Annotated in this window: 28 protein-coding genes; 20 read left to right on the plus strand and 8 right to left on the minus strand. The window is 68.6% G+C overall.

What is annotated here, in order from left to right:
- Window positions 1-134: 134 nt before the first annotated feature.
- From BM199_RS03575 to BM199_RS03620, 10 genes are all read left to right on the plus strand, one after another.
- A complete protein-coding gene (locus BM199_RS03575; protein ID WP_245788110.1) occupies window positions 135-1,934 on the plus strand; it encodes a sigma-70 family RNA polymerase sigma factor in 1,800 nt (599 codons plus the stop codon).
- 81 nt (window positions 1,935-2,015) lie between these two features.
- Window positions 2,016-2,456: a DUF983 domain-containing protein gene (locus tag BM199_RS03580; protein ID WP_091669200.1), complete on the plus strand. Its 441-nt coding sequence runs from the start codon at window positions 2,016-2,018 to the stop codon at window positions 2,454-2,456.
- Window positions 2,457-2,459: 3 nt separating this feature from the next.
- Window positions 2,460-3,314, plus strand: coding sequence for an Fpg/Nei family DNA glycosylase (locus tag BM199_RS03585; protein WP_091669202.1), 855 nt, complete (start codon window positions 2,460-2,462; stop codon window positions 3,312-3,314).
- Window positions 3,315-3,532: 218 nt separating this feature from the next.
- On the plus strand, window positions 3,533-4,822 hold the full coding sequence (locus BM199_RS03590; RefSeq protein ID WP_091669809.1) for a sensor histidine kinase: 1,290 nt from the start codon (window positions 3,533-3,535) through the stop codon (window positions 4,820-4,822).
- 91 nt (window positions 4,823-4,913) lie between these two features.
- Window positions 4,914-5,750 carry a S49 family peptidase gene (locus BM199_RS03595; protein ID WP_091669205.1) on the plus strand — a complete coding sequence of 279 codons (837 nt, stop codon included), beginning with the start codon at window positions 4,914-4,916 and terminating at the stop codon, window positions 5,748-5,750.
- Between the two features lie 76 nt (window positions 5,751-5,826).
- The gene (locus BM199_RS03600) at window positions 5,827-6,657 is read left to right on the plus strand and encodes a LytR/AlgR family response regulator transcription factor (RefSeq protein ID WP_091669208.1); all 831 of its coding nucleotides are present in this window, start codon (window positions 5,827-5,829) and stop codon (window positions 6,655-6,657) included.
- A 21-nt stretch (window positions 6,658-6,678) separates the two neighbouring features.
- Window positions 6,679-7,170 carry a hypothetical protein gene (locus BM199_RS03605; protein ID WP_091669210.1) on the plus strand — a complete coding sequence of 164 codons (492 nt, stop codon included), beginning with the start codon at window positions 6,679-6,681 and terminating at the stop codon, window positions 7,168-7,170.
- 90 nt (window positions 7,171-7,260) lie between these two features.
- On the plus strand, window positions 7,261-9,009 hold the full coding sequence (locus BM199_RS03610) for a sodium/solute symporter (RefSeq protein ID WP_091669811.1): 1,749 nt from the start codon (window positions 7,261-7,263) through the stop codon (window positions 9,007-9,009).
- Window positions 9,010-9,173: 164 nt separating this feature from the next.
- A complete protein-coding gene (locus tag BM199_RS03615; protein ID WP_177242464.1) occupies window positions 9,174-9,500 on the plus strand; it encodes a rhodanese-like domain-containing protein in 327 nt (108 codons plus the stop codon).
- A gap of 242 nt (window positions 9,501-9,742) precedes the next feature.
- The gene (locus BM199_RS03620; RefSeq protein WP_091669213.1) at window positions 9,743-10,735 is read left to right on the plus strand and encodes a DUF4328 domain-containing protein; all 993 of its coding nucleotides are present in this window, start codon (window positions 9,743-9,745) and stop codon (window positions 10,733-10,735) included.
- 6 nt (window positions 10,736-10,741) lie between these two features.
- On the opposite strand, the gene BM199_RS03625 is transcribed toward BM199_RS03620, so the two are convergent.
- Window positions 10,742-11,905 carry a cytochrome P450 gene (locus BM199_RS03625; protein ID WP_091669216.1) on the minus strand — a complete coding sequence of 388 codons (1,164 nt, stop codon included), beginning with the start codon at window positions 11,903-11,905 and terminating at the stop codon, window positions 10,742-10,744.
- 177 nt (window positions 11,906-12,082) lie between these two features.
- Between BM199_RS03625 and BM199_RS03630 the strand changes: the two genes are divergently transcribed.
- The 4 genes from BM199_RS03630 (at window position 12,083) to BM199_RS03645 (ending at window position 14,712) form a co-directional block, all read left to right on the plus strand.
- A complete protein-coding gene (locus BM199_RS03630; protein WP_091669218.1) occupies window positions 12,083-12,964 on the plus strand; it encodes a DUF5926 family protein in 882 nt (293 codons plus the stop codon).
- Entirely contained in the window at window positions 12,961-13,314 is a 354-nt protein-coding gene (locus tag BM199_RS03635; protein WP_091669221.1) for a DUF952 domain-containing protein, read from the plus strand. Before BM199_RS03630 ends, BM199_RS03635 begins: the two co-directional genes overlap by 4 nt.
- A gap of 64 nt (window positions 13,315-13,378) precedes the next feature.
- Window positions 13,379-13,885: a SigE family RNA polymerase sigma factor gene (locus BM199_RS03640; RefSeq protein ID WP_091669224.1), complete on the plus strand. Its 507-nt coding sequence runs from the start codon at window positions 13,379-13,381 to the stop codon at window positions 13,883-13,885.
- Window positions 13,882-14,712 (plus strand): hypothetical protein, encoded by an 831-nt coding sequence (locus tag BM199_RS03645; RefSeq protein ID WP_091669226.1) that lies wholly within the window; start codon window positions 13,882-13,884, stop codon window positions 14,710-14,712. The genes BM199_RS03640 and BM199_RS03645 overlap by 4 nt, the downstream gene beginning before the upstream one ends.
- Before the next feature lie 230 nt (window positions 14,713-14,942).
- Here BM199_RS03645 and BM199_RS03650 read toward each other — a convergent pair whose 3' ends face one another.
- Together BM199_RS03650 and BM199_RS03655 are read right to left on the minus strand one after the other, a co-directional pair.
- The gene (locus BM199_RS03650; RefSeq protein ID WP_177242447.1) at window positions 14,943-15,494 is read right to left on the minus strand and encodes a ferritin; all 552 of its coding nucleotides are present in this window, start codon (window positions 15,492-15,494) and stop codon (window positions 14,943-14,945) included.
- Between the two features lie 199 nt (window positions 15,495-15,693).
- Window positions 15,694-16,899: an arginine deiminase gene (locus BM199_RS03655; protein WP_245788145.1), complete on the minus strand. Its 1,206-nt coding sequence runs from the start codon at window positions 16,897-16,899 to the stop codon at window positions 15,694-15,696.
- A gap of 156 nt (window positions 16,900-17,055) precedes the next feature.
- On the opposite strand from BM199_RS03655, the gene BM199_RS03660 reads away from it, so the two are divergent.
- Complete coding sequence (locus tag BM199_RS03660; RefSeq protein ID WP_091669233.1) at window positions 17,056-17,553, plus strand: DM13 domain-containing protein; 498 nt, start codon at window positions 17,056-17,058, stop codon at window positions 17,551-17,553.
- A 13-nt stretch (window positions 17,554-17,566) separates the two neighbouring features.
- On the opposite strand, the gene BM199_RS03665 is transcribed toward BM199_RS03660, so the two are convergent.
- The gene (locus BM199_RS03665; RefSeq protein ID WP_245788146.1) at window positions 17,567-18,379 is read right to left on the minus strand and encodes a CPBP family intramembrane glutamic endopeptidase; all 813 of its coding nucleotides are present in this window, start codon (window positions 18,377-18,379) and stop codon (window positions 17,567-17,569) included.
- 186 nt (window positions 18,380-18,565) lie between these two features.
- Between BM199_RS03665 and BM199_RS03670 the strand changes: the two genes are divergently transcribed.
- Window positions 18,566-20,260 (plus strand): BCCT family transporter, encoded by a 1,695-nt coding sequence (locus BM199_RS03670; protein WP_091669238.1) that lies wholly within the window; start codon window positions 18,566-18,568, stop codon window positions 20,258-20,260.
- 106 nt (window positions 20,261-20,366) lie between these two features.
- A complete protein-coding gene (locus BM199_RS03675) occupies window positions 20,367-20,834 on the plus strand; it encodes a PPOX class F420-dependent oxidoreductase (protein WP_091669241.1) in 468 nt (155 codons plus the stop codon).
- A gap of 9 nt (window positions 20,835-20,843) precedes the next feature.
- Here the strand turns inward: BM199_RS03675 and BM199_RS03680 are convergent, their stop codons facing one another.
- The 3 genes from BM199_RS03680 to BM199_RS03690 form a co-directional block, all read right to left on the minus strand.
- On the minus strand, window positions 20,844-21,629 hold the full coding sequence (locus tag BM199_RS03680) for a DUF2470 domain-containing protein (RefSeq protein WP_245788112.1): 786 nt from the start codon (window positions 21,627-21,629) through the stop codon (window positions 20,844-20,846).
- 130 nt (window positions 21,630-21,759) lie between these two features.
- The gene (locus tag BM199_RS03685) at window positions 21,760-22,152 is read right to left on the minus strand and encodes a hypothetical protein (protein WP_091669243.1); all 393 of its coding nucleotides are present in this window, start codon (window positions 22,150-22,152) and stop codon (window positions 21,760-21,762) included.
- Window positions 22,153-22,205: 53 nt separating this feature from the next.
- The gene (locus BM199_RS03690) at window positions 22,206-23,402 is read right to left on the minus strand and encodes a homogentisate 1,2-dioxygenase (protein ID WP_091669246.1); all 1,197 of its coding nucleotides are present in this window, start codon (window positions 23,400-23,402) and stop codon (window positions 22,206-22,208) included.
- 96 nt (window positions 23,403-23,498) lie between these two features.
- On the opposite strand from BM199_RS03690, the gene BM199_RS03695 reads away from it, so the two are divergent.
- Both BM199_RS03695 and BM199_RS03700 read left to right on the plus strand, forming a co-directional pair.
- Window positions 23,499-24,353: a hypothetical protein gene (locus BM199_RS03695; RefSeq protein ID WP_281245658.1), complete on the plus strand. Its 855-nt coding sequence runs from the start codon at window positions 23,499-23,501 to the stop codon at window positions 24,351-24,353.
- Complete coding sequence (locus tag BM199_RS03700) at window positions 24,350-24,997, plus strand: IclR family transcriptional regulator (protein WP_091669251.1); 648 nt, start codon at window positions 24,350-24,352, stop codon at window positions 24,995-24,997. Before BM199_RS03695 ends, BM199_RS03700 begins: the two co-directional genes overlap by 4 nt.
- Before the next feature lie 12 nt (window positions 24,998-25,009).
- On the opposite strand, the gene BM199_RS03705 is transcribed toward BM199_RS03700, so the two are convergent.
- Entirely contained in the window at window positions 25,010-25,609 is a 600-nt protein-coding gene (locus BM199_RS03705; protein WP_091669254.1) for a TMEM165/GDT1 family protein, read from the minus strand.
- Window positions 25,610-25,800: 191 nt separating this feature from the next.
- On the opposite strand from BM199_RS03705, the gene BM199_RS03710 reads away from it, so the two are divergent.
- Window positions 25,801-26,772, plus strand: a complete 972-nt coding sequence (locus BM199_RS03710; RefSeq protein WP_281245656.1) for a S41 family peptidase — start codon at window positions 25,801-25,803, stop codon at window positions 26,770-26,772.
- Window positions 26,773-26,796 lie beyond the last annotated feature (24 nt).

Raw genomic sequence — 26,796 nt, forward strand, 5'->3', positions numbered from 1 at the left:
AGCGCTTGTGAGCCACCCGGACGGTGGGACTCTTGTTACGGCGGGCGTACAAGGGGTGACGACGGCCGCTTCGCTCCGTATGGTGTCAACATTCAACCGAAAGGGTTACGGACCCGGAGGGGGTGCCTGGCTGGATGACGGTGTCGAATCCGCGCCGGGACGACATGCGCACCGCGCCCTCGGCGGCAGACGAGCCTGCGCTGCTTCAGCGCCTGCGTGAGGGCGACGACGCGGCCTTCGGGGAGCTGTTCGAGCTGCACGCGGCGGCCGTCCGTCGCCTCGCGCTCGGTATGGCGGCAGATCGTGCCGAGGCCGAGGACATCACCGCCGAGACGTTTTTCCGGGTGCTGCAGGCACTGCGCCGCGGCTCCGGCCCCAGAGACAATGTCCGCGCCTACCTGCTGACCGTCGCCAGGAGGGTCTGCTGGGAGTGGCACGGCGCACGCCGCGACGTGCCGGTCAGCGACGACGAACTCAACACGCGGGCGGGAGCGGGGGCGGACTCACAGGCCAGGGCCGCGGAGCACAACCTCATCTCCCGCGCGTTCTCCAGCCTGCCCGAGCGCTGGCGTTCCGTCCTCTGGCAGACCGAGGTCGAGGGCGAGCAGCCGGCCGTGGTCGCGCCGCACTTCGGCCTGAGCCCGAACGCGACCGCCGCGCTGGCCCGCCGCGCCCGCCTCGGGCTGCGCGCCGCCTACCTGCAGGCCCATCTCGCGGTGCACCGGAGCTCCGACGGCTGCCGCACGGTGATGGAGAAACTCGGTGGCTACACCGCGGGCAGTGTCACCGGCGCCGAGGCGCGCAAGATTCGCGCACACCTGATCATCTGCGCCACCTGCCGCTCCACCCATGACGAACTGCGCGACGTCTGTTCGACGTTGCGCGCGCACGCCGGAGTGGTGGTGCTGCTGGTGCCAGCTTCGGCATTGGCCTTCGGCTCGGGTGCGGGAGCCGGTATCGGCTCGGCGGGCTCGATCGGCTCTGTCATGTCGATGGCGGGCACCGCGGGCGGGACCGGCGCGGCGGGCACCGTCGGCGCCGGCGCGGCCGGCGGGTTCGCCATGGCCGTCGGGGCCAAGGTCAAGGTCGGTCTCGCGCTGGCCTCGACGGCGGCTGCGGGCGCGTTCGGCGTCGCCGTCGGCCCGGTGGTCGATTCCGGGCCGACCCAGACCATCGGACTTCCCGGTGGCGGCGGTACCGCCGAGCTGAGTATCGAGCCGTCGAAGCCCTCGCCGATCCCGCGGACCTCCGAGGTGGCCGGTACCGGCTGGCGCGTACCCGAGGTGCCAGGACAGTCGAAGCAGCGGCAGGGCCCAACGGAACCCGCGGGGCAGCAGGCCAACGAGTACCAGGCTCCGAAACAGCTCGAGCTTCCCGGGCAGGCCGAGCAGGACAGGACCGTCGTCGGCGGGCACGAACTGCCCGGCACCAGCAGTGCGCCGGAGGACCGCGAGACCTCGGACTCCCAGCCACGCATCGACAAGCCGGACGAGAGTGGCGAGAGCACTGAGGACACCACTGTGCTCGATACCAGCACCGGACCCACCGGCACACCGACGAACCCTTCGAACACGCCGACCAGCGGCACGGGCGACCCCACGACACCGCGGGAAATCGGCACCACTCGGCCGGGTGGTGGCGCGCGCGTGACCGATGAGAGCAGCGCGCACGACGAACCCCGTCCCAGGGACACGATCAAGCGTGACGCCGAACCCGGCGGTGGGCGGGGTGGCGACACCGGTCAGCGCGACGGCGGAGGGTCCTCCGGCGGCCAGGCGCGCAGCGATCTGGAGCCCGCGGGGCAGGCGGACGCGGGTACCCCGGCGGCCGCCACGGCTGGGCAGGCACGGCAGCCGATCATCCGGGTCATCGTGATCCAGTTCACCGTCGCAGACGGTGACGGGCGGACCTGCCGCGCTGGGCTGGACGGGTAACGCCCGTTCTGACGTCGCGCACCAGCAGTTGATCACGGTAACGTTGGAGCGGTTCAGCGATCGCCGTTCCAGGAGGAGACGATGACCCGGCTGGTACAGGGTTCGGACGGTCGGGCCTGGGAAGTTCGCGCCCAGATGGAGTGGCGCAGGCCTGCGACGGCCGACGATTTCGAGCACGACGTGGCGGCGAGCTACGCCCCGGGAATCGCGATGATGATCGTCACGCTGGTCCTGGCGCTCGTCCTGATCATCTGGATGCCCGACGACGTCATCGTGCCCAGCTGGATTCCGCTGGCGCTGCTCGTGCTGGCGCTCTTCTTCCCGCTGCGCTGGATCCTGCGCCGCCCCTGGACGGTGGTCGCCGAGACCGAGGGCGATCCGGACGGGGAACGGCCTTCCGAACGCTGGGTCGGCACCGTGCGCGGTGTCTTCGGGGTACGCGGCGAGGTGAACAAGATCGCCAAGTCGATTCAGCGACACGATCTCCCGGACTTCGAGGGTCCGCTGCATCCCGTGGAGTGAGTCATGCCGGAGTTACCCGAGGTCGAGGCACTGGCGCATCACCTGCGTGAGCATGCCGTCGGACGGACGGTGACCCGGATCGACATCACCTCGCTCTCGGTGCTGAAGACCGTCACACCACAGTGGACCGACCTGCACGGCAGGCCGGTCACCGCAACGGCACGGCATGGAAAGCACCTCGACCTCGTCGTTGACGACGAGCTGCACCTGATCGTGCACCTGGCTCGCGCGGGGTGGCTGCGGTGGTCGGACTCGCTGTCCCCGGTGCCGCCGAAACCTGGCCGTGGCCCACTCGCACTGCGCGTGCACCTCGGCGGTCCCGGCTTCGACCTCACCGAGGCCGGCACCAAGAAAGGGCTGGCCGTGTGGATCGTGCGCGATCCGGCGGAGGTGCCGAGTATCGCCCGGCTGGGTCCCGACGCGCTCGCACTGGACCGGGCAGGGCTGGAGAAGCTGTTCGCGGGGCGCACATCTCGGTTGAAGACCGTGCTCACCGACCAGTCCGTACTGGCGGGAATCGGCAACGCCTACTCCGACGAGATCATGCACGCCGCGAAACTTTCCCCGTACGCGACCGCGGGCAAACTCTCCGCCGAGGCGCTCGACCGGCTTGCCGAGGCCATCGAGTCGGTGCTCACGAGCGCGGTCCAGCGGTCGGTCGGGCAGGACGCCGCGCGGCTCAAGGGTGAGAAGCGCTCCGGTCTGCGTGTACATGGCAGAGCAGGGCTGCCGTGTCCCGTCTGTGGTGACACCGTCCGGGAGATCTCGTTCGCGGACAAGGCGTTCCAGTACTGCGCGACCTGCCAGACCGGCGGCAAGGCGCTGGCCGACCGACGGCTGTCCCGGCTGCTCAAGTAGGCAAGTCAGGCGCGGAGGGCACGCAAGTCGCCGATCGAGCTGTCCACTGTGGAAGCCGTCATCCGAACTCGCACTTTTCCGCAGAAGTGCGGTAGCGGGATCTCGGCGTCCGCGACCCACCTGACCACGGTCTGAGCACGACCGCTCACTGTGGGGTCAGCCTCACCCCCCGCAGAACTTTGCGAAAGACCTTGCAAGTGGCCGCTTCAGCGCAGAGCATTGACGCCGTGACCGGGCTGCCTTTTGCGCAAATCATCCCCTGGGGTGTCGCGACGCTGGCGGTCGTCGTCATGGCGGTACTGCTGATCAAGTCGCGCAGACCCAGCAGTTTCGTCGACGACGCGGTACTCGAGGCCGTCTACCTCATGTCGAAGGCAACGCCGGATCTCCGGCAGGGGCTCGACCAGGTGGCGGCGGACCGGATCACCACCCGCCTGCTCGAACTGCTCAAGTGCGTCGCCGTGGGCATCACCGACGCCGAGGGCACGCTGCTGTCCTGGGACGGCGAGGCGAACGACCACTACGTGGATCTCGTGGACGCCATCGGCACGACGATCCGCAAACACCGCCGCGAGGTCGTGCCGCACGACAAGATGCCGTGCAACCACCGTGGCACCTGCCGGATGCGCACCGCGGTGATCGTGCCGCTGGTGGTCGAGGAGAAGACGGAGGCCACGCTGATCGTCGTCGGCCGGACCAGGGGCAAGCGACTCGTGCAGATGGCCGACGCGGTCGCGCAGTTCGTCTGCACGCACTTCGAGCTCGCCCGGCTGGAGGAGTCCCGGCACCAGCTGCAGAACGCCGAGATCAAGGCGCTGCGCGCGCAGATCTCCCCGCACTTCGTCTACAACGCGCTGAACACCATCTCCTCGTTGATCCGCACCGATCCCGAGGAAGCGCGCGAGCTGCTGCAGGAGTTCGCCGACTTCACCAGGTACTGCTTCCGCAGCGACGGCATGTTCACCACCCTGTCGGACGAGCTGCGCAACATCGACCGCTACCTGACCATCGAGAGCGCGCGGTTCGCCGGCAGGCTGAACGTCCGGCTCAAGATCGCTCCGGAGGTGCTGTCGGTGGTGGTGCCGTTCCTGCTGATCCAGCCGTTGGTCGAGAACGCCGTGAAGCACGGCCTCGCCAAGAAGCCGGGCGGCGGCACGGTCACCGTGACCGCACAGGACTACGGCGCCGAGGCACTCATCAGCGTCGAGGACGACGGCGTCGGTATGGACCCGGACCTGCTCGACGACATGCGCGACTCGAAGAGCAGTGCGCACATCGGGCTCAGCGGGATCAACCGGCGAATGCGGCAGGTGTTCGCGACCGAGTACGCGCTGATGGTGGAGACCGCGCCGGGCGCGGGCATGAAGGTGACGATGCGGGTGCCGAAGTTCGTTCGCGGGATGCGGCCGGACATGCTGGCGCTCGCGGCGCAGTCGTCCGCGGAGGACGATGAGCCCGCGGTTCCGCAACAATCCGGTCGCGGCGCCGTCGCCGGCCGCCTCACCTGAAAGTGAAATACCTCGCGTGCGCAAGTACCGCACTTTCCCGGGAAAGTGCGGTTTACCCGGGCGGTACGTGACTGGCAAGTACGCTGGATTTATGAGTGTGACGGACCTCCTGGCCTCCCGGATCCCCAAACTTGCCGAGCACCGTGACCGCGACATCGTCGCCGTGGTGAAACTGCACGGGGTGATCACCCCGCAGCAGTCCCCGCTGGGGCGCGGGTCGATCAATCTCTCCACCGTGGAGTCGGCGTTGACCAGGGCGTTCGAGCACGATCGGCTGCAGGCCGTCGCGCTGCAGATCAACTCGCCCGGTGGCGCGCCGACACAGTCCGGCCTCGTCGCCGAGCGCATCCGCCAGCTCGCGGACAAGCGGGGCGTTCCGGTCCTCGCGTTCGCCGAGGACGTCGCCGCGTCCGGTGGCTACTGGCTGGCCTGCGCGGCCGACGAGATCTACGCCCACCGCACGTCGCTGGTCGGTTCGATCGGAGTGATCAGCGGCGGATTCGGCTTCACCGGCCTGCTCGAGCGGTTCGGGGTCGAGCGCAGGCTGTACACGGCTGGGGAGAACAAGTCGCGGCTCGACCCGTTCAGCCCGGAGAAGCCGGAGGACGTCGAGTGGCTCGGCAAGCTGCACACCCAGCTGCACGACCTGTTCGTCGACTGGGTCAAGGAGCGCAGGGGTGACCGCCTCACCGATGGCGAGGACCTGTTCACCGGTGACGTCTGGCTCGGCGCGAAGGCCGTGGAGCTGGGCCTGATCGACGGGGTGGGCAACCTGCGCGAGGTGCTGGCCGAGCGTTACCCGGACGCCACGATCTCCGTCGCCGAGCCGAAGCGGCCCCTGCTCGCCCGGCTCGGGGTCGGCGCGCCAGCCGCGGCACTGCTCGACGCGGTGCAGACCAAGGCGACCTGGGCGCGGTTCGGGCTCTAGTGGTTACTTCCTGTCCCCAATCACGGCGCCGGTTCGCCCGCTCGCGGTGTGGACATTGCGGCCTGCACCCGGCAGGATGCTTGTCACTGTGAGTGCTCATGATGACACCCGAAAGCTGCTGGTCCTTGCCGTGGACGACGAGCTTCCGGGGCTGAACCAGCTCAAGCACTGCCTGGACGAGAATCCGCACATCGGGCGGGTGATCCCGGCAGTGGACGCCTCGGAGGCGCTGCGCCTGCTCGGCACAGGGGACGAGGAGATCCGCGTTCGCAAGGAACGAGGTCTGCCTCCGGTCGACGCCGTCTTCGCCGACCTCGACATGCCGGGACTGTCCGGCATGGAGATGTCGCGTGTGTTCGCGTCGCTCAACCCCGCGCCCGTGCTGGTGTTCGTCACCGGTCACGCGGAGGAGGCGGTCAACGCCTTCGATCTCGGCGCGGTGGACTACGTACTCAAGCCGTGCAGGCAGGATCGGCTGGACAAGGCCGTCGGCCGGGTGCTGCAGAAGATGCAGGCCGCGCCGGTCCGTGAACTCGTGCCGGGTGGGGAGCCCGCGCGCGGCGACGAGGAAGTGATTCCCGTCGAGCTCGCCGGGACCACCAAGCTGATTCCGCGTTCATCGGTTCGCTGGGTGGAAGCGCAGGGTGACTACGCCAGGCTCTACACCAACGAGGGCAGCCACCTGGTGCGGATTCCCCTCGCCCAGCTGGAGGAACGCTGGGAGCAGGCCGGCTTCGTCCGCATCCACCGCTCGTTCCTGGTGGCGCTGTCGCTGATCACCGAACTCCGGATGGGGCAGGGCGGCTACCAGGTGGTGATCGGCAACGAGGAGAAGGTGCTCCCCGTGAGCAGGCGGCACACCCGCGAACTGAAGGACAAGCTGGTCGGCTCGTCTCGGGGTGGCTAGTCCGGTGTTCGCCAGGGCGCCATGAGCGAAGACATCTACCGCAACGTCGACGGAGTGCGTGAGCCCGATCCGACGCTGGGTAAGAACCTGAGCAGGCTGCCGGAGCCGCCGACGGAACAGCTCCCCGTCGTCCCCAGCGAGCCCGAGCCGCCACCGAAGGTGCGTCGCAAGAAGGTCGTGCTCGCCGACCCGCGCCAGCAGTCGCACACCCTGCGCGCGAGGGTCGAACTGGAGGAGCAGACGAGCTGGGGCGAGCTGCTGATCAAGGACCTGGTCAAGGCGCAGCTGCGGGCCGCGCTCTGGCTGGCCCTGCTCGTGGTGGTCGTGCTGGGTTCGCTGCCGCTGGCGTTCTTCTTCTCGCCTACGCTGGCCGGGGTCACGTTCGTCGGAGTTCCGGTCTCGTGGCTGTTGCTCGGGGTCGCACCGTTTCCCCTGCTGTTCGGCGTCGGGCTGTGGTACAACCGGCTCGCCGAGCGCCACGAGCGCGATTTCGTCGACATGATCGAGAACTGACTCCGGGACCCGGCCGGAAGCGGGTGTCCCCGCGGACCGGTCCGGCCCGGGCTAGCGAGGACGTAGTTGAACGTGTGGGCGTTGGTCAGCATGGCGCTGGTCGCCGCGATGACCTTCTATCTCGGTCATCGCTCGTCCCGCTTTGCCAACACCACCCACGACTTCCTCGTCGCCCGGCGCACCGTGCGCTCCCGCCGCAACGCCGCTGCCATCTCCGGCGAGTACCTGTCCGCGGCCTCGTTCCTCGGGGTGGCAGGCATCATCCTCAAGGAGGGTGCCGACGCGCTGTGGTACCCGATCGGCTTCACCGCCGGTTACCTCGCGCTGATGTTGTTCGTGGCCGCGCCACTGCGGCGTTCGGGTGCGTACACCCTGCCCGACTTCCTCGAGGCCCGGCTGGGATCGCAGCGGCTGCGCACCGTCTCCACCTGGTTCGTCGTGGTGATCGGCATTCTCTACATGGTGCCCCAGTTGCAGGGTGCCGGCCTCGCGATGACCACCTTGATGCCCTCGGCTCCCGCCTGGTTCGGCGCGGCGGTGGTCACGGTGATCGTGACGCTCAACGTGCTCGCCGGCGGGATGCGAGCGATCACCGTCGTGCAGGCCTTCCAGTACTGGCTGAAGCTTTTCGCGATCGCGGTTCCCGCGTTCGTGCTGAGTGCCGTCTTCATCACCGGTGGCGGGACGGAGACGGCGGGCTCACTCGGTTCGCCGGACGCCCCGAACTTTCCGAACGAGACGACCGTTTCGGTGCAGACCGGCGTCTCGCTGCAGGTCAGGTCGGAGACCCCGGTGTGGGCGCCTGCCGGGGCACCGAACCAGATGGTGTGGCTGCCGGGGTACGAGTACGACATCGAAGCGGGCACGTCGCTGCGTTTTCCCGCGGGAGCGCCGGTTCCGGTCGTCGAGGCCGCCACCGCGGAGAACGCGAGTTGGCTGCGGCCGAGCGCCAGCGGAACCGAAGGGCTGCTCAGCACCTATTCGCTGATCCTCGCGACCTTCCTCGGCACGATGGGCCTGCCGCACGTGCTCGTCCGGTTCTACACCAATCCGGACGGTAAGGCCGCGCGGCGCACCACGGTGCACGTACTTCTGCTGCTCGGGCTGTTCTACCTGTTTCCGACAATCCTCGGTGCACTGTCGCGAATGTACGTGCCGACCCTGCTGATGACCGAGCAGACGGACGCCGCGGTGCTGTTGCTGCCATCGGCCGTCCTACCGGGTGTCGGCGGGCAGATCCTCGGGGCGATCACCGCTGCCGGAGCGTTCGCGGCGTTCCTCGCCACGTCGTCCGGGCTGTTGGTGAGCGTGGCGGGCGTGGTGTCCACGGACGTGCTGCGCAAGGGTCGTGTCCGCGACTTCCGGCTAGCCGCGCTGCTGGTGGCGCTGGCGGCCTGCGCTACGGCCATACTGCTTCGGCCCTCGGACCTTTCGTTGAGTGTCGGCATGTCCTTCGCGCTGGCCGCCTCCACCTTCTGTCCGTTGCTGGTGCTCGGAATCTGGTGGCGCAAGCTCACCTGGGCCGGGGCCATGGCCGGGATCTGTGTCGGGGGCGGACTCGTGGTCGCCGCCCTGGCATCCAATGTGGTCAGTGGATACACCGGCGGCTGGGCGCCGTGGTTCCTGGAGCAGCCTGCCCTGTTCACCGTGCCGGCCGCCTTCCTGGTCACCATCATGGTCAGTCTCGGTACCGCGCGAAGCAGGCCGGACGATCTGAACCTGGTGATGCTGCAGCTGCACGCACCGGACCCGCTCGGGTTCATGCGGGACCGCGCCGTCGCGCGCTTCGGCAAGGCCGAGGAACGCGTGCGCCTGGGCAAGGGCCGCCACCGCAAGTAGCCCCTGACGGCAGCACGGGTCGTGCACTGCGGGTAGTTGGCGGTTGACAGACACAACGAAATGGAAGTCCGGCCCCGCGCCGGAGCCCCTCGGGCGGGCTTTTACACGCGGAAGACGGATGCACGTGCGACGATGGAGGCGTGGTGAACATTTCCGACGTGCCCATGGCCTCCGTGACCGACCTGCCCGCGGACCGCCTCTCGCTGCTCGACGTGCGTGAGCACGACGAGTGGGCCGCCGGGCACGCTCCCGAAGCTTTGCACATTCCCCTCCGTGACCTGCCCGCCCAGCTCGACGAGCTGGCGAAGCTGCCCGACGACCAGCCGCTCTACGTGATCTGCCGGACCGGAGGGCGGTCAGCGCAGGCTGCTGCCTGGCTCAACGCCAACGGCTGGGACGCCGTCAACGTGGCCGGTGGCATGAAGTCCTGGCACACCGAGGGCAGGCCCCTGGTCAGCGACCGCGAGGGCGCAGCCCCCGAGGTGCTGTAGCCGGTGGCGGTCCTCATGCGCTCTCTCGACGTCTGTCTGAGAACTCGGGTCCGCGGTCGAGTCGCCAGGGCTCTGACTTCCAGCGACCGTGCTGCTCTGTTGTTCGACGCCCTGCCGCCTCGACAGCGGGACTTCGTCGGCCGAGTTCGACACATCACCCTGATGACGCAATCCACCGTTCCCATGCGCTCTCTCAGAGACAAGGCCTAGCGATGCAGCCCGGCCACCCGCAGTACCCGCCCATGCCGCCCGTACGGCAGGGCGGGGCCGTGCCGTACGGGCGGCAGCAGCATGCCGTGCATCCGGCACCGCAGCCCGCGCCGCAACGGCCGTCGCGGCCACGGGCCAGGGTGCGTTGGGTGGCGACGGTGCCCCCGGGAGCCCTGCCTCCGCGGCGTCAGGTGCGAGCCGAGCGCTACTCGGGACCTCCTGGCTACCCGGCGCCGCCGCGCTGGGGATTTCCCAACCTCGTGTGGCGCTCGCCGACGGCTGTGCCGGGCACCGCATCCGGTGCGGCACGCCCGATGCAGCGGCTGGTGTTGCTCGCGCGAAACGTGAGTGGCCTGCTCTGGATACTGGCCACGATCGCCCTGATCGCCGCCGGTGCCGAAGTGTGGCGCTACGTCCTACTGGTGCAGAGCAGGAACTCGGCGTTGAGCACCAGTGTGGTGGCGACATCCGACATGCTCGTGCTGATCGCGTCGATGCTGGCGTTCGTGCTGGGCACGTTCGGGCTGGCCGGGACCGTGTGGTGGCTGTTCGTCGCGCGAGCGGCGGCCGCGGAGGAATCCGGCGCCGAACCGGCCCGGCCCGCGTGGCAGGTGCTCCTCGGGACGGTCGTGCCCGGTCCCAACCTGGTGCTGGCCGGACCGATCCTGGCGGAACTCGAACACGCCGTTCTGCGCAGGCCGGTTGGCGAACGCCCCCGTCCGTCCCGGCTGGTGCTCGCGTGGTGGGGCGCCTGGGTGGCCAACGGGCTGCTGCTGGTGCTGATGGTCGTGTGGCGGACACGGGACGGCGTGCAGGCGCAGGCCGACGGGGTCCTGTTGAACACCCTCGTGGATCTCTCGGCCGTGGCGCTGACGGTGCTGACCGCGCTGGTCGTCGGCCGCTTCACCCGGCTGTTGGCGCCGATCGGCGAGTTGTCGGCAGGGCAGCGTCCGCCGCGCGTGCTGGATGTGACCGGGGCGCCCGCACCGCGGCGTCCCCGCCGCCCGGCGACCGCCGCCCGGTAGACCCGGTCAGGCGACCGGGAGCGTGCGCAGGCCGCGGATGACGAACTCGGCCCTGCGCCCGGGTTCGTCCGCGGGGCGCAGGCCGGGCACGCGCCGGATCAGCGCACCGAGCGCCGCGGCGATCTCGATGCGCGCGAGCGGCGCGCCGACGCAGTAGTGGATGCCGCCGCCGAAGCCGAGGTGCGGATTGGGGTCGCGGCCGACATCGAGCGTGTCGGGATCGGCGAAGACCTCGGGGTCGCGGGCGGCCGCGCCGAGCAGGGCGGCGATCTTCTCGCCCTCGGCGACCTGGAAACCGGCGATCTCGACGTCCTTCGTGGCCGTTCGCTCGAACAACTGCAGCGGCGAGTCGAAGCGGATCAGCTCCTCCGTCGCCGTGGCGAGCAACCCGGGATCGGCCACCAGGCGATCCCACTGCGCGCGGTGTGCCAGCAGGGCGGCCACACCGTTGCCGATGACGTTCACCGTCGCTTCGTGACCCGCCATGAGCAGCAGCACCGCGGTGGCCACCACCTCGTCACCGGTGAGTTCGCTCGCCACCAGATGACTGACCAGGTCGTCGCCGGGGTGGCGTGTCCTGTTGCCCGCCAGGTCCCGCAGATAGCCGGCGAACTCCCCGGCCGCGCGCTCGGCGGCGTCCCGCTGCTGCTCGGGCAGCCCGTACTCGTACATCTTCACGATGGCGTTGGACCAGGGGACCAGCAACGGGCGGTCGGCGGGCGGGACGTCCAGCAGTTCCGCGATCACCTCGACCGGCAACGGCGCGGCCAGGTGTTCGAGCAGGTCGGCCTGCCCGTTCGCGGCGATGCGCTCGACGAGCGTGCCGACCATGCGGTCGGCCAGCGCTTCCACGGTCGGCCGCAGCCGCTCCACATGGCCGCGGGCGAAGGCCGAGGACACCAGCCTGCGCAGCCGGGTGTGCGCGGGCGGTTCGTTCTCCAGCAGGGAGTTGCGGTGCAGCAGGTTGAACGAGACGAACCGGTCGGCCGGCGTGGCGTCGGACCAGATCCGGCCGAGGCCGCGATGCCGCAGCACCGCGGAGGCCGCGTTATGGGACACGGCGACGGCGAGGCCGAGCCCTTCGTGCCGGTGCACCTCACCCTCGGCGCGCAACTGGGCGAACGCGGGGTAGGGGTCGGCGAGGAAGGCGGGATCGCGAGGGTCGAACACACCTCGACCTTAGCCGCGGGGCCGCATCTCCACCCAGAAGTTCCCCAATGTGGCATTGGGGAACTTGGATGTCCCCAATGCCACATTGGGGGACATCTCCCCGCCCCCGGGTGCACCCATCTGCTGACCGGCTCGTCCGTTAGGTAGCGTCTGCCGGGACGTCAGCAAGGAGGCGACATGGGCAAGGGTGCGCGCAAGAAGGGTCCCAAGAAGGACTCGACGCGGAAGCCGAAGGTGCGCGATGTGTTCGTCGGGCAGCCGTTCGAGGGGCTCGCGGCCGAGCCGGAGCTGATCGCGCTGCGCGAGTTCGTCCCGTCGGCCACTGCTCGGCTGTCACTCAAGGACAGTCCGGACAGGACGGTGACACTGGGGACCGTGCTGCCGATGGCCGCAGCCGGGTTCGTCCGCACGGACGGTGAGATCTTCGTCGGTATGCAGGTGCAGACGCGGTCCTCCGACATCAGTCGTGACCTCGGGCGTTCGCTGCTGTGGGCGCTGGAGGCCAAGGAGGGCGACGTCCTCTCGGTGCCGGACACCACCAGTCCGCCCGAGCCGGGAGAGCGGCTGCAGGACCTGCTCGTGGCCGACGCCGAGCTCGACATCCAGCTGCACAAGGACTTCTCCTGGTGGTTGCCGGAGGACGCCGACGCGACGGGCGACATCGCCATGTCGCTGGAGCGGGCCAACGCGGCGATCATGCCGACCGAGCGGATCGGCCCCGCCGCCTACTGGGTGGAGGCCGGGGACAAGGCGCACCTGCGCTGGGTCTGGCCCGAGCAGGAGAACGTGTTGCTCCAGGCGCTGGCCCGGCTTTCCGCAGCCGGGGAGATCGGCCTGGGTGAGGGATCCCGCTACGCCGGCTCCTTCCGCGCCCATGGGCTGCTGGTTCCGGTGTGGGACCTCGACCCCGAGGCGCACGCGAGGGAGTGGGAGGAGCCCGCCCGCGAGCTCGGCGAGCGGCTAACGGCTGCGGTGAAGTCGCTGGACAGCGAACCGCTCAACGCGACCGAGCGTCGTGCGCGTGACGGCCTGGTCGGCCGCCAGCTCACCCTGCGGTGATCCTGCACATCTGTCCGCTGGCCGACTGGGCAGCCGTGCCGCGCGGTGGTGAGTATCGTGCCGCCTCGCTGGACGAAGTCGGGTTCATCCACTGTTCGGAGCGGGGCACGGTCCACCTCCCCGCGGATCGGCTCTACGCCGGGCGAACCGACCTGCTGCTGTTGGAGATCGACCTGGCTCGGCTCGACGCCGAGGTGCGCTGGGAACCGGCCGACCCGCCCGCACCGGGGATGCCGTGGTTCCCGCATCTCTACGGGCCGCTGCCGCACGCCGCGGTGGTCGCGACACATCCGTTCCCGCCCAGCTCGGACGGCTCCTTCCGGTTGCCGGAGGCGCTGGCGGCCGGCTGAGCAGACCGCGTTACCGTGACCGCAATCATGGCTCACCATGCTTGAGGATCAGAGGGGACAGGCGGTGCACGGCGAACTCACGGACTTCGGCGAGTTCGTGGAGGCCAGCCTTCCCGGTCTGCTGCGCTATGGGCACGCGCTGACCGGCAATCCGCACGACGCGGCCGACCTCGTGCAGACAGTGCTGGAGAAGATCGGCTCGCGCTGGACCCACGTGCAACGCAAGACCGGCGACCCGCTCGCCTACATCCGGCGGTCAATGGCCAACGCGCACATCAGCCGCTGGCGTCGAGTGCGCAGGGAAAGCCTGGTCGCGGACGTTCCGGAGACCCGACTGGTCACTCCGGCGGACCCGTTCGAGCACGAACCGCTGTGGCAGGCGTTACGCGCACTCCCGCCGAGGCAACGCGCGGTCATCGTGTTGCGTTATTACGAGGGACTGTCCGAGGCGGAAATCGCCGACTCACTCGGCATCAGCACGGGGACCGTGAAGAGCCAGGCGAGCAAGGCGGTGGCCTCGTTGCGGACCAAGCTGTCGTCTTCCGACGAGCCAGGAGGGAGGGAACCATGAGCGGGCCCCAGGACGCCGAGGACCCCCTCGGCGAGGAACTCCGCACCCTGTTCGCCGACGATCGGCTCGATCTGCACCCGGTCCCGCAGGCGCGTGCGTCGATCGTCTCCGGAGCGCGCCGGATCCGGCGCAGGCGAACCGCGCTCAGCGGCGGGGGCGCAGCAGTGGTGGTCGCTCTGGTCGCGAGCACCGTGCTGTTCAACAACCGCACGCCTGGCGAGGACGCGCCACCGGCAGGCAGCGACACCGCACTCGCGATCGAATCGGCCGCGCCCACGCCGACCAGCGCGCGTATCGAGTCGGGCAGCGCCGAGCTGCCGCCCCCACCCGACGTGGCCGACGAGCCGCGTGCCGATTCCAGCGGGAAGCCACAGGGCTCGGTCGCGTCGAGTGCTCCGGCTTCGCCGGAGTCGACCTTCCAGGCTGTCTCCGGTCCGGTGCTCGGCCCGGACGGTTACGGCGGTCTGCGGTTGGGCATGTCCTTCAGCGATGCCGCCGCCACCGGCGAGCTGGCCGTCGACGCGAGCACTGCACCGCCAGCGGAGGGCTGCGGGAGCTACCAGCTGACCGAGGGGGACTCGGCAGTGCGGGAGGTCGTCGTCTCGGCGGAACAGGGAATCGTGACCTTCAGCGCCTCGGCCGCACAGACACCGGAGGGGATCGGCGCCGGTTCCCGCCTCGAGCAGCTGCGGCAGGCATACCCGAAGGCCGCCCGCGGCTCGGTCACCTACTCCGCGCCGACGGGCTCCGGGGGCAGTTACGTCTTCTATGTGGCCGGCGAGCAGGTCGACTCGATGCAGCTGATCGCCGAAGCCGTACCCTGCTGAACGGTTCACACAGGGAAGGCCACCTTGCGCGTGCACACAAGGTGGCCTTGACCTGGCAACGGGAGAGCGTCAGTGTCTGTTGGCAAACGCGCGTCAAGATGGACTCGGCGGGGCTCGGACTCAAGTACGGCGCTCACCACTACCGGTCAAACGCCCCGCCTCGTCACTCGTGGGCTTCGCCGCGCGCGTTCTCGGGGGTATCGCCACGAAACTCCGTTCACCGACGAGCGTCAGATGACGCCACCCGCGACCGGAGGCATCATGGCGTCTTCGCCGCCGTCGCCGACGGACTCGCGGTACAGGAAGGCCTCGACGTCGAACAGGTTGCCGTTCGAGCGGCGGACGATCTTCGCCAGCGTTTCCATCTGCGCGACTTCCTCGACCTGCTCCTTGAGGAACCACTGCATGAACTGCTCGCCCTGGTAATCGTCCTCGGAGCGGGCAGCCTTGGCGAGGGTTTTGATATCCGCCGCGACCTCCTTCTCCTGGTCGAGGGCGAGCTGAACGAGTTCGGCGACGTCGGAGAAGTCGTTGCGGACCTCTCCTGTGCCCGGGATCTCCACGTGGTGGTCGGTGTCCATCATGTACTGGACGATCGCCATCGCGTGGTTCCGCTCTTCTTTTGCCTGCTTGTAGAAGTGCTTCGCGAGCTGGGGGAGGTCCTCGTTGTCGAACCAGACCGCCAGTGCGATGTACTGCTGCGAGGCGTTGAACTCGTTGTGAACCTGCCCCTGCAGTAGCTCGTAGAACTTGGAACGCGGTTGCTTCTTCGTGAGGGCCATGCCTCGAATATAAGCGAATTAGCCGTTCGAATTCCAGTCGAATCTAGTGATGTGAGCCCTGTTAGTGTATCCTTTGTGAGCCAAGGTAAAACTAATTGTGTTTAGCCTACCCTAAGAGCTGAATCAATTTCTCCAACTCAATCGAGCGGTGAATTAGGCTAGGCTTTCTTCCGTTGGTCGCCCGTATTTTTCCGGAGAATCAGGACAGACCGGCCATCGAGTCGCGGGACACCGGACAGGACATGCAGCGCGGGCCGCCGCGCCCGGAGCCGAGCTCCGACCCCGCGATCGGCAGCACCTCTATCCCGGCGTCGATGAGCCGCGCGTTCGTCTCCACGTTGCGCTCGTACCCCACCACCACTCCGGGCGCCAGCGCGAGCGTGTTGTTGCCGTCGTCCCACTGCTCGCGTTCCGCGGTCACCGGGTCGAGACCGGTGTCGATGACCCGCAGGCGGTCGATGCCCATCGCCTCGGCCGCCGCGGTGAGAAACGGCGCGGGGCCGTCCACCCTGACCGACTCCTTGCCGATGTGCTCGTCGGGCCGCAGTGTGTAGGCCACCAGCGACTCGCGGGCCAGCGGGTACATCACCACCGCGTCCTTGTCGACCATCGTGCAGACGGTGTCCAGGTGCATGGTGGCCCTGCTCTGCGCGATCGGCACGACCAGCACGGTGTGCGCGATGTCGTCGGCGAACACCGAGCGGGCCAGCGACTCCGCGCCAGCCGCGCTCGTGCGCTCGCCTACGCCGACGGCGAGCACGCCGGGCGCCAGCAGCAGCACGTCGCCGCCCTCGATGGGGGCCGAGTGCGCGCCGTACGCGCGTCCGCTGCCCTGGAACCTCGGGTGATAGGCGTAGATGAGGTCCAGCAACGCCGTCTCCCGCTCCCGTGCGGGCATCGCCAGTGACGAGATCGCCACCCGGTCGCCGATCCAGACCGAGGAATCCCGGGTGAACAGCAGGTTCGGCAGCGGAGCCACCGCGAAGTCGTGCGGGTGGTGCATCTTGCGGACCAGCGATGGTGTTTCCGCAGCCGGGAGTTCCTCGAAGGTCGCTCCGGACATCAGCACCTCGGCCAGCGTCGTCGAATCCACCCCGGAGAGGTGGGAACGCAGCGAGTCGGCCAGGTCCGTGCCCAGCCGCTTGCTGTCCACAGCCGCGTGCACACCTGCCGCGTGTGCCCGCGGATCGTCGAGCGCGCCGCGCAGCACGTCGGACAGCAGCAGCACCTCGACCCCCCGGCTGCCGAGTACCTCGGCGAAGGCGTCGTGCTCCTCCTGCGCCCGGTCCACCCAGGGGATGGAGTCGAACAGCAGTTGGTCGTTGTTGCGCGGGGTAAGGCGCTTGAGCTCGTTGCCGGGACGGTGCAGCAGCACCGTGCGCAGCGGGCCGACCTCGGTGTCCACGCGGGGATTCGGTTCCTGGGAGCTGTAGGACGTCTTGGAAGTCACGGCGCCAGCGTAATGAGTCGGTAAGCCGGGCGCGGGTGACGAAACGAGACCGCGTGGCGTTGTATCGGTCGACAACATCGCAGCTCATCTGACGAAGGAATGGAACGTCTCATGCGTCATTTGTTGCGCCGGACGCCGGTGCGTGTCCTGCTGGCGACCTCCGTGCTGGCCGCCGTGGTCGCGCTGGCGGTTTTCGAGCCGTGGCGCGCGTTCACCCGCAGTACGGCCGACGAGCCCGTGCCCGTCGCCGCCGCTGCCCCGCAGCAGCCGCGTGAGCTGGCCGCCGGATCGTTCGTCAGTCAGGAGCACACGACCTCCGGCAAGGCCAGGGTGCTCGAACTCGCCGACGGTTCGCAGGTCCTGCGACTCGAGGGCTTCTCGACCTCCGACGGCCCGGATCTGCACGTGTGGCTGACCGATCGGCGCGCGGGTGCCGAGTGGGACTCCTACGACGACGGCAGGGCTGTCCGGCTCGGCGAGCTGACCGCGACAGATGGCAACCAGAACTACGTCATTCCTGGAGGCACCGGACTCGGCGGACTGCGCAGCGTGGTGATCTGGTGCGACCGGTTCAACGTGGCCTTCGGCTCGGCAGGACTGGAGCTGTGAGCCCCAGTTCGGGTCATGGCAGCCAGGACACCCGGCCGCGTAGCAGGGCGTAGCCGACGAACGCGAAGATGTCGAGCATTGTGTGTGCCACGACGAGTGGCCAGATCCGGTTGGTCCGCTGCCAGATCCGACCGAACACCAGACCCATCACCACGTTCCCGATGAATCCACCGAAGCCCTGGTACAGGTGATAGGAACCGCGGAGTACCGCGGAGAGCAGCAACGCGGAGTTCTCCCGCACGCCGAGCTGCCGGAGCCTGGTCAGCAGGTAGCCGACCACCAGCATCTCCTCGGCGAAGGAGTTGCCGAACGCTGCCATGGTTAGGGTCACCGGTCGCCACCAGGTCTCGTCTAGTGTGGACGGTTGTACGGCGAGGTTGAATCCCAGTTTCCAGCCGACAAAGTACAACGCGAGTCCAGGGAGTCCAATGAGGGCTGTCAGGCCGAGCCCCCACAGCAAGTCCCGGCGCGGGTGCCTGCGGTCGAGGCCGATCTCCGCGAGACGCATCCCGCCGCGCCACAACAGATAAACCCCGAGAGCGCCCCAGCCGACGAGCTGCGTGATGCTTAGAAGCTGCTTTAGCAGATCGATCAGGTCTGCGGTGGCCTGCGGCACATTGATGGCGACCCGCTGCTCGCTCAACGGCTCCGGACGTAACAGAGAGTCCACAAGGGAAAGCAGACTGCGCATGCCGGACAGTCCCAGAGTGACCGTGAAGACGAGGACGACCTCGATGAGCACGGCGCGACGCGCCGCCGGGTCGATCAGTGCGACCGGCTCGGCCGGACGCGGCGGGTTCAGCCAGCTTCGGGTTGCGTTGGACACCGTCGCACGGTATCCCAGCCCGTAGAACACCAGGTCAGCCGCGTATGACGAGCGATAGCCGTCGATTCGGATCATGATGGATGGTCAAATCGTTACGGCCAGGGTTTAGGGTGCCACGGCGAACACAAGAAGGTAGCCAGGTAGGTCCGTGGGGGTACGGACCGCAGTGATAGGGAGGACTTTCTCGTGGCGACAACGTCGGATCAAGGGGCCGTAGGAGCCCCTCCAGGTCCGAAGAAGAAATGGCATGAAACGGTCGCACCCAGGGTGTTCTGGCCCGCTGCGGCGATCATCGCGGCGTTCGTTCTGTTCACGGTGATCTTCCCGGACACCATGGGCGATGCGATCAGCGCCATTCAGGACACGATCATCGGCACGGTCGGCTGGTACTACACCCTGATCGTTTCCGGGTTCGTGATCTTCGCCCTCTGGGTCGGGCTGGGTCACTTCGGTGACATCAAGCTCGCGCCAAAGGACGAGGAGCCGGAATTCAAACTCGGCTCGTGGTTCGCGATGCTGTTCGCGGCCGGCATGGGTATCGGTCTCGTCTTCTACGGCGTTGCCGAGCCGCTGGGCCACTACGCCAGTCCGAAGCCGGGCGTGGAGGGCACCCAGACCGAACTCGCACAGCAGTCCATCGTGCAGACCTTCCTGCACTGGGGCCTGCATCCGTGGGCGATCTACGTCGTGGTCGGGCTCGCGGTCGCGTATGCGATCCACCGCAAGGGCAAGGGCGTGTCCATCCGATGGACCCTCGAGCCACTGCTGGGCAAGCGGACCAACGGCTGGATCGGGGATGTCATCGACATCGCCGCCATCGTCGGGACGCTGTTCGGTGTCGCGACCTCGCTCGGTCTCGGCGTCGTGCAGATCTCCGCAGGACTGGACTTCCTCGAGATCGTCAACAACCCGGGAACCTGGACACAGGTCATCCTGATCGGTGCCATCACGACGCTGGCGACCGTCTCGGTCGTCACCGGTGTGAAGCGGGGCATCAAGTGGCTGTCCAACTTCAACATCGGACTGGCCGCCGCACTGCTGCTGTTCGTGCTCATCGCGGGCCCGACGTTGTTCATCTTCCGCGAGGCCGTGCAGTCGATCGGGCTGTACTTCCAGAACCTGGTGCGGCTCAGCTTCGACACCACAGCCCTGCAGGGTCAGGACGGCGTGGACTGGCAGGGTAGCTGGGCCACGTACTACTGGGGCTGGTGGATTTCGTGGGCGCCCTTCGTCGGTGTCTTCATCGCGCGCATCTCGCGCGGCCGGACGGTGCGCGAGTTCGTCGCCGGCGTGCTCGCCGTTCCCACCCTCGTCACGTTCATCTGGTTCAGTGCCATGGGTGGCACCGCGCTCTACCGTGAGCTGTTCCAGGGCGGCGGCTTGGTCAGTGCGGATGGCACTGTGGACACCGAGGGTGCACTGTTCGGCCTGCTGGACAGCATGCCCGCGGGGACCCTGGTGGTCATCGGTGCGGTGATCCTGATCGCGACGTTCTTCATCACCTCGTCGGACTCCGGTTCGCTGGTGGTCGACATGCTCGCCTCCGGTGGCGATCCTGAGCCGCCGAAGTGGAGCCGGATCTTCTGGGCGGTGGCCGAGGGCGGTGTCGCCATCGCCCTGCTGCTGGCGGGCGGCCTCGGGGCGCTGCAAACGGCGGCGATCGTGATCGCGTTGCCGTTCAGCGTGGTGATGCTGTTCATGTGCGTGGCGTTGTGGAAGGACTTCAGCGCGGAACGCACGGCGATGCTCCGGATCCAGCGTCGGTTGCAGCGTGACGAGCTCACCGAGCACGTCTCGCAGAGCCTGATCGACGAGGGGCTGGTCGAACCCAACGGCGATTCCGGCGGCGATGACAAGGACAAGGTCAAGCCGAAGAGCTGACCTTCGGTTCCGGCCGGCAAGGCCCCGGGCGCGTCTCTCACCCCCAGAGCGTGCCCGGGGCCTTTCGCGTCACCACGGCAATTCGTCGACGAATTACGCTCGGGTCATGGCACAGACTCCGAACATCGCGACCACCGACCGGGTCGGTCGCGACGACCTGCTTGAGTTCCTGCGCGACCGGCACCGGTCGATCCTGGTCACCGGCCGCGCCGACGGCCGTCCCCAGCTGTCGCCGGTGACCAGTGGCGTCGACGAGGAGGGGCGCATCGTGATCGCGACCTACCCGATGCGGGCCAAGGTCCGCAACGTCCGCCGGGATCCGCGGGTGGCGCTCTGCGTGCTTTCCGACGAGTGGAACGGACCGTGGGTGCAGCTCCAAGGAATGGCGGAGGTATTGGATCTGCCGGAGGCCGTGGAGCCGCTGGTGGAGTACTTCCGCAGCATCTCCGGTGAGCACCCGGACTGGGACGAGTACCGCGAGGCGATGCGCAGACAGGGCAAGAGTCTGCTGCGGGTGTGGATCGAGAGCTGGGGCCCGATCGCCACCGGCGGCTTCCCGCCCGAGCTGGCCTGAATCGCCCCGTTATCCCGGCCGGCGCAGGAACGGGCAGCCGACGAGCCTGCGCAACTCCATCGCCAGTTCCGGCAGGCTGCTGACCGACCGGGAGAACGCGAGGCGGACATCGTGATCGCCTGCCTCCGCCTCGACCCGCAGGCGCAGCCCGAAACGGTCGACGCCGAGCGGGCGGATGCGCCCGCCCCGCAGTTCCTCCGGTAGGTGCCGGCTGAGCTGGTCGACCACGTCGGCATGCGAGGACTCGAGGTGCCGCAGCCATTCCGCTTCCTGCGTGGCGAACGGGTCTGGTGTCGCGGCGCCGAACATGTGCGGCCGCAGGGAGTGAGTGCCCTCGGCGTCCGCGAGTACCAGCGAGGCCGGGGTCAGCCGGAGCACGCTCAGGCCGTGGCCGACGTCGAGCAGCCGCGGATCAGGACGGTCCTCCACAATGGAAACAGCCCGCGCTCTGGCTGCCCGCTCGTCGAGTCTGCGCAGCCAGCCGGTGATCCAGAGCAGCCCGCGGATGGGTTCGCGCAGCTCGACCGGGGCCCGGTCGGTGAGTTCGAGCATCACGGCGACCTCGGCCCTGCCCGCGGCACCGGTGGCGCGCACGAGGTCGTGCTCGTCGGGCAGCAGCACGCTGACACTCCCGCTGGCATGCACGTGGTGCAGCACCGGCGAGATCCGCGCGTCCCCGCTGCTCGCGCTCTCCGTGGCGGGCATCAGTATCGCCGGTCCGCGGCGGCTGGCGATCGTCTTGGCGCGTTCGGCCGGATAGGGCGCTGGCGGGCGCCGGGTCTGTGTCTCGGTCACCGCTCACCTCCTGGTTAGGTGAGCCTAACCTAGGTGGAGGGTGAGCGGAAGAGGTCGGCCTCTGTGGTGAGAACCAGGGCCTGCCGCGTTCCAAGGATCACCATGACCGCGTGAGCCACAACTCTCAGTCTCAGCGGATGCTGCGCCGGTACCAGACCTGCCGTTCGCCATTGGGTAGTGCGATTCGGGAGATGAGCGTAGTCAGGACCGCGCCGATGGCCAGCCACAACAGCGCTGCGAGGCCCTCGTTCAGCAACACCTGCAGGTTCTCGTCGGCCGGGGTGAACAGGTTGTCCAGGCCGAGGGTGATCCCGCCTGCCCAACTGGTGATGAACTCGGCGAACGCGTTGTCCGGATTGGCGTCGCCGATCACGAGCAGGATGTGGATGGCCAGCACCGCCGCGAAAATGCCGCAGACGATGCTGATCAGCGTGTTGACAATGCGGACCGCGCGCAGCCGGCCGGTACCGCGCTCGACGTATTCGGCGCGTTCCTGGCCTTCGTAAGGTTCTGGATTCGCCATTCTTCGAGTGTCACACAGGGCGGGTCACCTCGCCGGGTTCGCGAAGCTCGCGCTCAGGCGGGACCCCGCCCGGACCAGGTCCAGGCGTAGCCGGGGTCCTCGGCGGCCTCGGCCGCCTCGCCGAGGTCCAGCGGGGCGAACGTGTCCACCATGACCGCGGTCTCGTCGAAGAACTCCGCTCCGATCGAGCCCTCCGCGGCGCCAGGCTGCGGTCCGTGGGTGAAACCGGAAGGGTGCAGCGACATCGACCCGATACCGATGCCCGAGCCCTTGCGGGCCTCGTAGTCGCCCCGCACATAGAACATCAGCTCGTCGGAGTCGACGTTGGCGTGGTTGTACGGCACCGGGATCGACTGCGGGTGGTAGTCCACCTTGCGCGGGCAGAACGAGCACACCACGAAGTTCGGGCCCTCGAAGGTCTGGTGCACCGGTGGTGGCTGGTGCACCCGACCGGTGATCGGCTCGAAGTCGTCGATGTTGAACACCCACGGGTAGAGGCAGCCGTCCCAGCCGACGACGTCGAACGGGTGATTGGCGTAGGTGTAGCGGGTGAGCCCGGCGCGGTGACGCACCAGCACGTCGACGTCCGTGCCCTCGGTGAGCATCGGCTCGGCGGGCCCGCGCAGGTCCCGTTCGCAGTACGGCGAGTGCTCGAGGAACTGGCCCTTCGCCGAGAGGTACCGCTTCGGTGGCCCGACATGCCCGCGCGCCTCGAGGATCAGCAGCCGGACCGTCCCGTCGGCGGAGCCGCCCCGACCAGCGCTGTGCGGCGCGATCCGATAGGTGCACGAGGTCGGGATGACGACGTAGTCCCCGTCGCCGACGTCCAGTGCGCCGTAGATCGTCTCCACGGTCGCGGAGCCGCCCTGCACGTAGATCAGCTCGTCGCCCATCGCGTTGCGGTAGAGCGGGCTTGGTTCGGCCGCGACGGCGAAGGCGATGGTGACGTCGGAGTTGGCGAACATCCGCCTGCGCCCGGTGACCGCGTCGGCGTCACCGGTGAACTTGAGGTCCTGCGTGCGGTAGCTGCGCGGCTTGAGCGGGTGGTTCGGCTGCAGCGGCCCCCGCTCGTCCGGCACCGCGACGGCGTTCACGATCGCCGTCGGCAGGTTGCGGTGGTACAGCAGCGCGGAGTCGGCGGAGAAGCCCTCGACCCCCATCAGCTCCTCCGCGTACAGGCTGCCCTGTGGCGAGCGGAACTGCGTGTGGCGCTTCGCCGGAATGTCGCCGACCTGTCGATAGAACGGCATCGGAGCCTCCTCCTGACCATGACCAGATGCGTTCGTTGGGCGGACACTGTTGTTCTCATGTCGTACGCTACTAGCGTGTCAGTCGTGTCAAGCGCTGTGGAACTCCCGCCACCCGGCCCCCGTGGAATCCCGCCCCTGCTCGCGCGCCTAGTCGACGACTCGGCGCTGTTCCCTCCAGGCAATGCATCCATGCCCGACGCACTCCGGGCGCACTTCGAGGCAAGAGGAGGTGAACACTCCGGCGTCCTCGGTGTGTTCCTCTGCCAGGCCTCGCGACTGCCGGAACTGATCACCGAGCTGATCAAGATCCGGCCGAAGAACCCGCTGCCGTTGTCGCTGATCATCGACACCGGCCTCGGCGGAGTGCCGAAGGCGATCTCGATCGTCGAGTCGCGCAGCGAACTGCTCGCGCTGCGCATGGTGGAGATGCCTGCCCCGTCCGACGTGGACGAGGTGTGGCTGGAGCGCGTCTCGGAGTTCGTGCCAGAGGACGTCGAGCGGGTGGTCGAGCCTCGCCGCGGCGTCGGCTGGCTCGACGGTGTGCGCAACGTGATCGAGCACGGCAGCTGGCCGAAGATCCGCTGCGGCGGCCTGTCCACCGAGAACTTCCCGAGCGTGGACGAGGTCGCGGACTTCCTCTCGGTGGTCAGCACGGCCTCCGGAGCGTCGTTCAAGGCGACGAACAGCCTGCACCGCGCCGTGCGGCACGCGGACCCCGACACCGGCTTCACCCACCACGGGTTCCTCAACCTGCTGGTGGCCTCCGCGCGATGCCTCTCCGGCGGCAACGTGCGCGAAGCACTGGAGGTCACCGACGGCGAGGCGCTCGCCGCGGAGGCCGCGGACCTGTCCGAGGACGCGGCCAAGGCCGTCAGGGCGTTGTTCGCCTCCTACGCCTCCGCGACGTTCGACGAGCCGATCGCCGATCTGAAGGGCCTCGGGCTGCTGTGAGCAGGGAGAGCTCGCTGACGCTGGATCGCGGGCTCGCCCTGCTCCAGGCCGTGGCCGACGCCGGTGGCGAGGCGGCCACGATCTCCGAGCTCGCGGTGACGATCGGCGCCAGCCGTGCTGCCGTCTACCGGCTGCTGGTGCCGCTGTCCGAGCGCGGGCTGGTGTGGCGCGACGGCAGCAAGGTACGGCTCGGCGTTGGCCTGCTCCGGCTCGCGGGCCAGGTGCTGCCGCAACTGCGTCAGGCGGCGCAGCCGGTACTGCGCGAGCTCGCCGAGGGGGTGGGCGCCACGGCGCACCTCTCGGTCGCCGAGGGGGACCAGGTGCAGGCGGTGGCCGTGGTCGAACCGACCTGGACGAGCTTCCACGTGGCGTACCGGGTGGGCAGCAGGCATCCGATCTCCCGAGGTGCCGCGGGCAAGGCCCTCACGCTGCGCCAGAGCGGGAAGCAGTGGGTGCGCACGAGCGGCGAACTGCAGGCCGGCGCGGTGGGTATCGCCGCACCCGTGCGTGGCGTGCCAGGCCTGCGCGCGAGCATCGGCGTGGTCTCACTCGACCCGCTGGACGCGGCTACGGTTGGCCCAAAGGTGGTAGCCGCCTCCGCCCACCTCGCGGAGATCCTCACCCCGGCCCCGGTCCGCCCCTGAGCGAGCCCGCGGTCAGGCCAGCGTCTGCCAGAGGGCGAACGCGGCGAATCCGGCGAAGGCGAACCCGGCCGCGCGTTGCAGCAGTTTCGGACGCAGCCTGCCGCGCAGCTTGTGGCCGATGACGACCGCCAGACCGGCGACGGTCGCCATCCCGAGGAAAGCGCCGATGCCGACCGGGATCGGCTGGGCGAAGCGTGCCGTCAGTCCTGCGGTGGCCAACTGGGAGGCATCGCCCCACTCCGCGGCGAAGAGCACGCCGAACGACGTCATCGACGAGCGCAGGAACGAAACCGGGTAGGGGCCGGTGCGGGAGGCGTCCACACCGCTGTCATCGGTCTCGGTGAAGCCTTCGCGGAGCAGCATGTACGCGCCGAGGCCGAACATCGCGGCCACCACCGCCGAGACCAGGCTCTCCGGTAACAATGTGAGCACACTGCCGAATGCGACTGCGATCACAGCTTGCAACGCAAAAGCGGAGAACACGCCGACGAGGACCGGCAAAGCGCGAAAACGGGTGGTCAGGACAAGGGTGGCAACCATCGTCTTGTCCGGCAGCTCTGCCACGAGAATCAGGGCAAAAGTGCTGATCAGAGCCAGCAGCGCGCTCGACATCGGGTGTGTTCCCCCTTTCACTTCCACGATAAAGGGAGAAACTGCAAATGGCTAGCGGATGGGAATTACGAATCGGCAGTTTCGGTGCCGCTGGAAAATCGCGGATGGGGCGTCTCATAATTAATTTAGGTGCGCCGAAATTAATTATTGGGCTATGCTCGTGGCATTCGCGCACCGAGGGGACGTGAGCTGTGCCAGAACGTGATGTGACGCCGGTGGTGACCGAGGTCTGCCGGCGGATGACCGCGCACTACGTGTTTCCCGACGTCGCGGAGGAGGTGGTGCGGGTGGTGCGGGGCAGGCTGGCCAACGGCGCGTACTCCGGACTGGACGACGCCGGGCTCGCCGACGCGGTCACCGCGGACCTGCAGTCGGTGAACGGGGACAAGCACCTTCGGCTGCGCCATCACGTCGAACCGATACGCGACCACGTCCAAGGGCCGGCGGAGTTCGCCGAGGATCAACGCATGGAAGCGGCACAAACCGGACACGGGATCGCCCGGCTCGAGCGGCTGGACGGCAACGTCGGCTACCTGGACATCCGGGAGCTCTTCGGACCGGAGGTCAGCGGCGAGGCGCAGTGTGCGGCGATGACGTTGCTCGCCTCCGCCGACGCGCTGCTGATCGATGTGCGGAGCAATCGCGGCGGCAGCCCGGCGGCAGTGGCCCTGATCTGCAGTTACCTCTTCGACGGTCCGACGCACCTCAACGACATCTACTTCCGTGAGGGCGACCGTACCGAGCAGGTGTGGACGCTGCCGTACGTGCCGGGCCCCGCCTTCGGCGAGCACAAGCCCGTGTACGTGCTGACCGGTCCGAACACGTTCTCCGCGGCCGAGGACCTCGCGTACACGCTGCAGCAACTGGGCAGAGCACAGACCGTGGGCGAGCCGACCCGGGGCGGGGCGCATCCCCGCGAGCAGTTCCGGGTCGACACCCACCTGGATGTCACGATCTCGTTCGCGCGCTCGATCAACCCGGTCTCCGGAACGAACTGGGAGGGCACCGGCGTCCGCCCGGACGTGCCCGCTCCCGCTGCCGACGCGTTCGACCGGGCCTACCGGCTGGCGCTGGACCACGTCCTGACGCTCGGTGAGACCGGTCGGCGCAGGGAGACCGCAGCAGCGGCCAAGGCGGTGCTCAGTGCTGGAGTTGACCGCTGAGCTGGTGGTGGACGGCGCCGGCGC

Source organism: Amycolatopsis marina (assembly GCF_900111885.1).
In the GTDB taxonomy this organism is placed as follows: Bacteria; Actinomycetota; Actinomycetes; order Mycobacteriales; family Pseudonocardiaceae; genus Amycolatopsis; species Amycolatopsis marina.

What these genes read in the sequence shown, in the direction of transcription:
- BM199_RS03575 (WP_245788110.1), top strand. Translation starts at nt 135, where the DNA reads ATGACGGTGTCGAATCCGCGCCGGGACGACATGCGCACCGCGCCCTCG.
- BM199_RS03580 (WP_091669200.1), top strand. Translation starts at nt 2,016, where the DNA reads ATGACCCGGCTGGTACAGGGTTCGGACGGTCGGGCCTGGGAAGTTCGC.
- BM199_RS03585 (WP_091669202.1), top strand. Translation starts at nt 2,460, where the DNA reads ATGCCGGAGTTACCCGAGGTCGAGGCACTGGCGCATCACCTGCGTGAG.
- BM199_RS03595 (WP_091669205.1), top strand. Translation starts at nt 4,914, where the DNA reads ATGAGTGTGACGGACCTCCTGGCCTCCCGGATCCCCAAACTTGCCGAG.
- BM199_RS03600 (WP_091669208.1), top strand. Translation starts at nt 5,827, where the DNA reads ATGCTTGTCACTGTGAGTGCTCATGATGACACCCGAAAGCTGCTGGTC.
- BM199_RS03605 (WP_091669210.1), top strand. Translation starts at nt 6,679, where the DNA reads ATGAGCGAAGACATCTACCGCAACGTCGACGGAGTGCGTGAGCCCGAT.
- BM199_RS03610 (WP_091669811.1), top strand. Translation starts at nt 7,261, where the DNA reads ATGGCGCTGGTCGCCGCGATGACCTTCTATCTCGGTCATCGCTCGTCC.
- BM199_RS03615 (WP_177242464.1), top strand. Translation starts at nt 9,174, where the DNA reads ATGGCCTCCGTGACCGACCTGCCCGCGGACCGCCTCTCGCTGCTCGAC.
- BM199_RS03620 (WP_091669213.1), top strand. Translation starts at nt 9,743, where the DNA reads ATGCCGCCCGTACGGCAGGGCGGGGCCGTGCCGTACGGGCGGCAGCAG.
- BM199_RS03630 (WP_091669218.1), top strand. Translation starts at nt 12,083, where the DNA reads ATGGGCAAGGGTGCGCGCAAGAAGGGTCCCAAGAAGGACTCGACGCGG.
- BM199_RS03645 (WP_091669226.1), top strand. Translation starts at nt 13,882, where the DNA reads ATGAGCGGGCCCCAGGACGCCGAGGACCCCCTCGGCGAGGAACTCCGC.
- BM199_RS03650 (WP_177242447.1), bottom strand. Translation starts at nt 15,494, where the DNA reads ATGGCCCTCACGAAGAAGCAACCGCGTTCCAAGTTCTACGAGCTACTG.
- BM199_RS03660 (WP_091669233.1), top strand. Translation starts at nt 17,056, where the DNA reads ATGCGTCATTTGTTGCGCCGGACGCCGGTGCGTGTCCTGCTGGCGACC.
- BM199_RS03675 (WP_091669241.1), top strand. Translation starts at nt 20,367, where the DNA reads ATGGCACAGACTCCGAACATCGCGACCACCGACCGGGTCGGTCGCGAC.
- BM199_RS03685 (WP_091669243.1), bottom strand. Translation starts at nt 22,152, where the DNA reads ATGGCGAATCCAGAACCTTACGAAGGCCAGGAACGCGCCGAATACGTC.
- BM199_RS03690 (WP_091669246.1), bottom strand. Translation starts at nt 23,402, where the DNA reads ATGCCGTTCTATCGACAGGTCGGCGACATTCCGGCGAAGCGCCACACG.
- BM199_RS03705 (WP_091669254.1), bottom strand. Translation starts at nt 25,609, where the DNA reads ATGTCGAGCGCGCTGCTGGCTCTGATCAGCACTTTTGCCCTGATTCTC.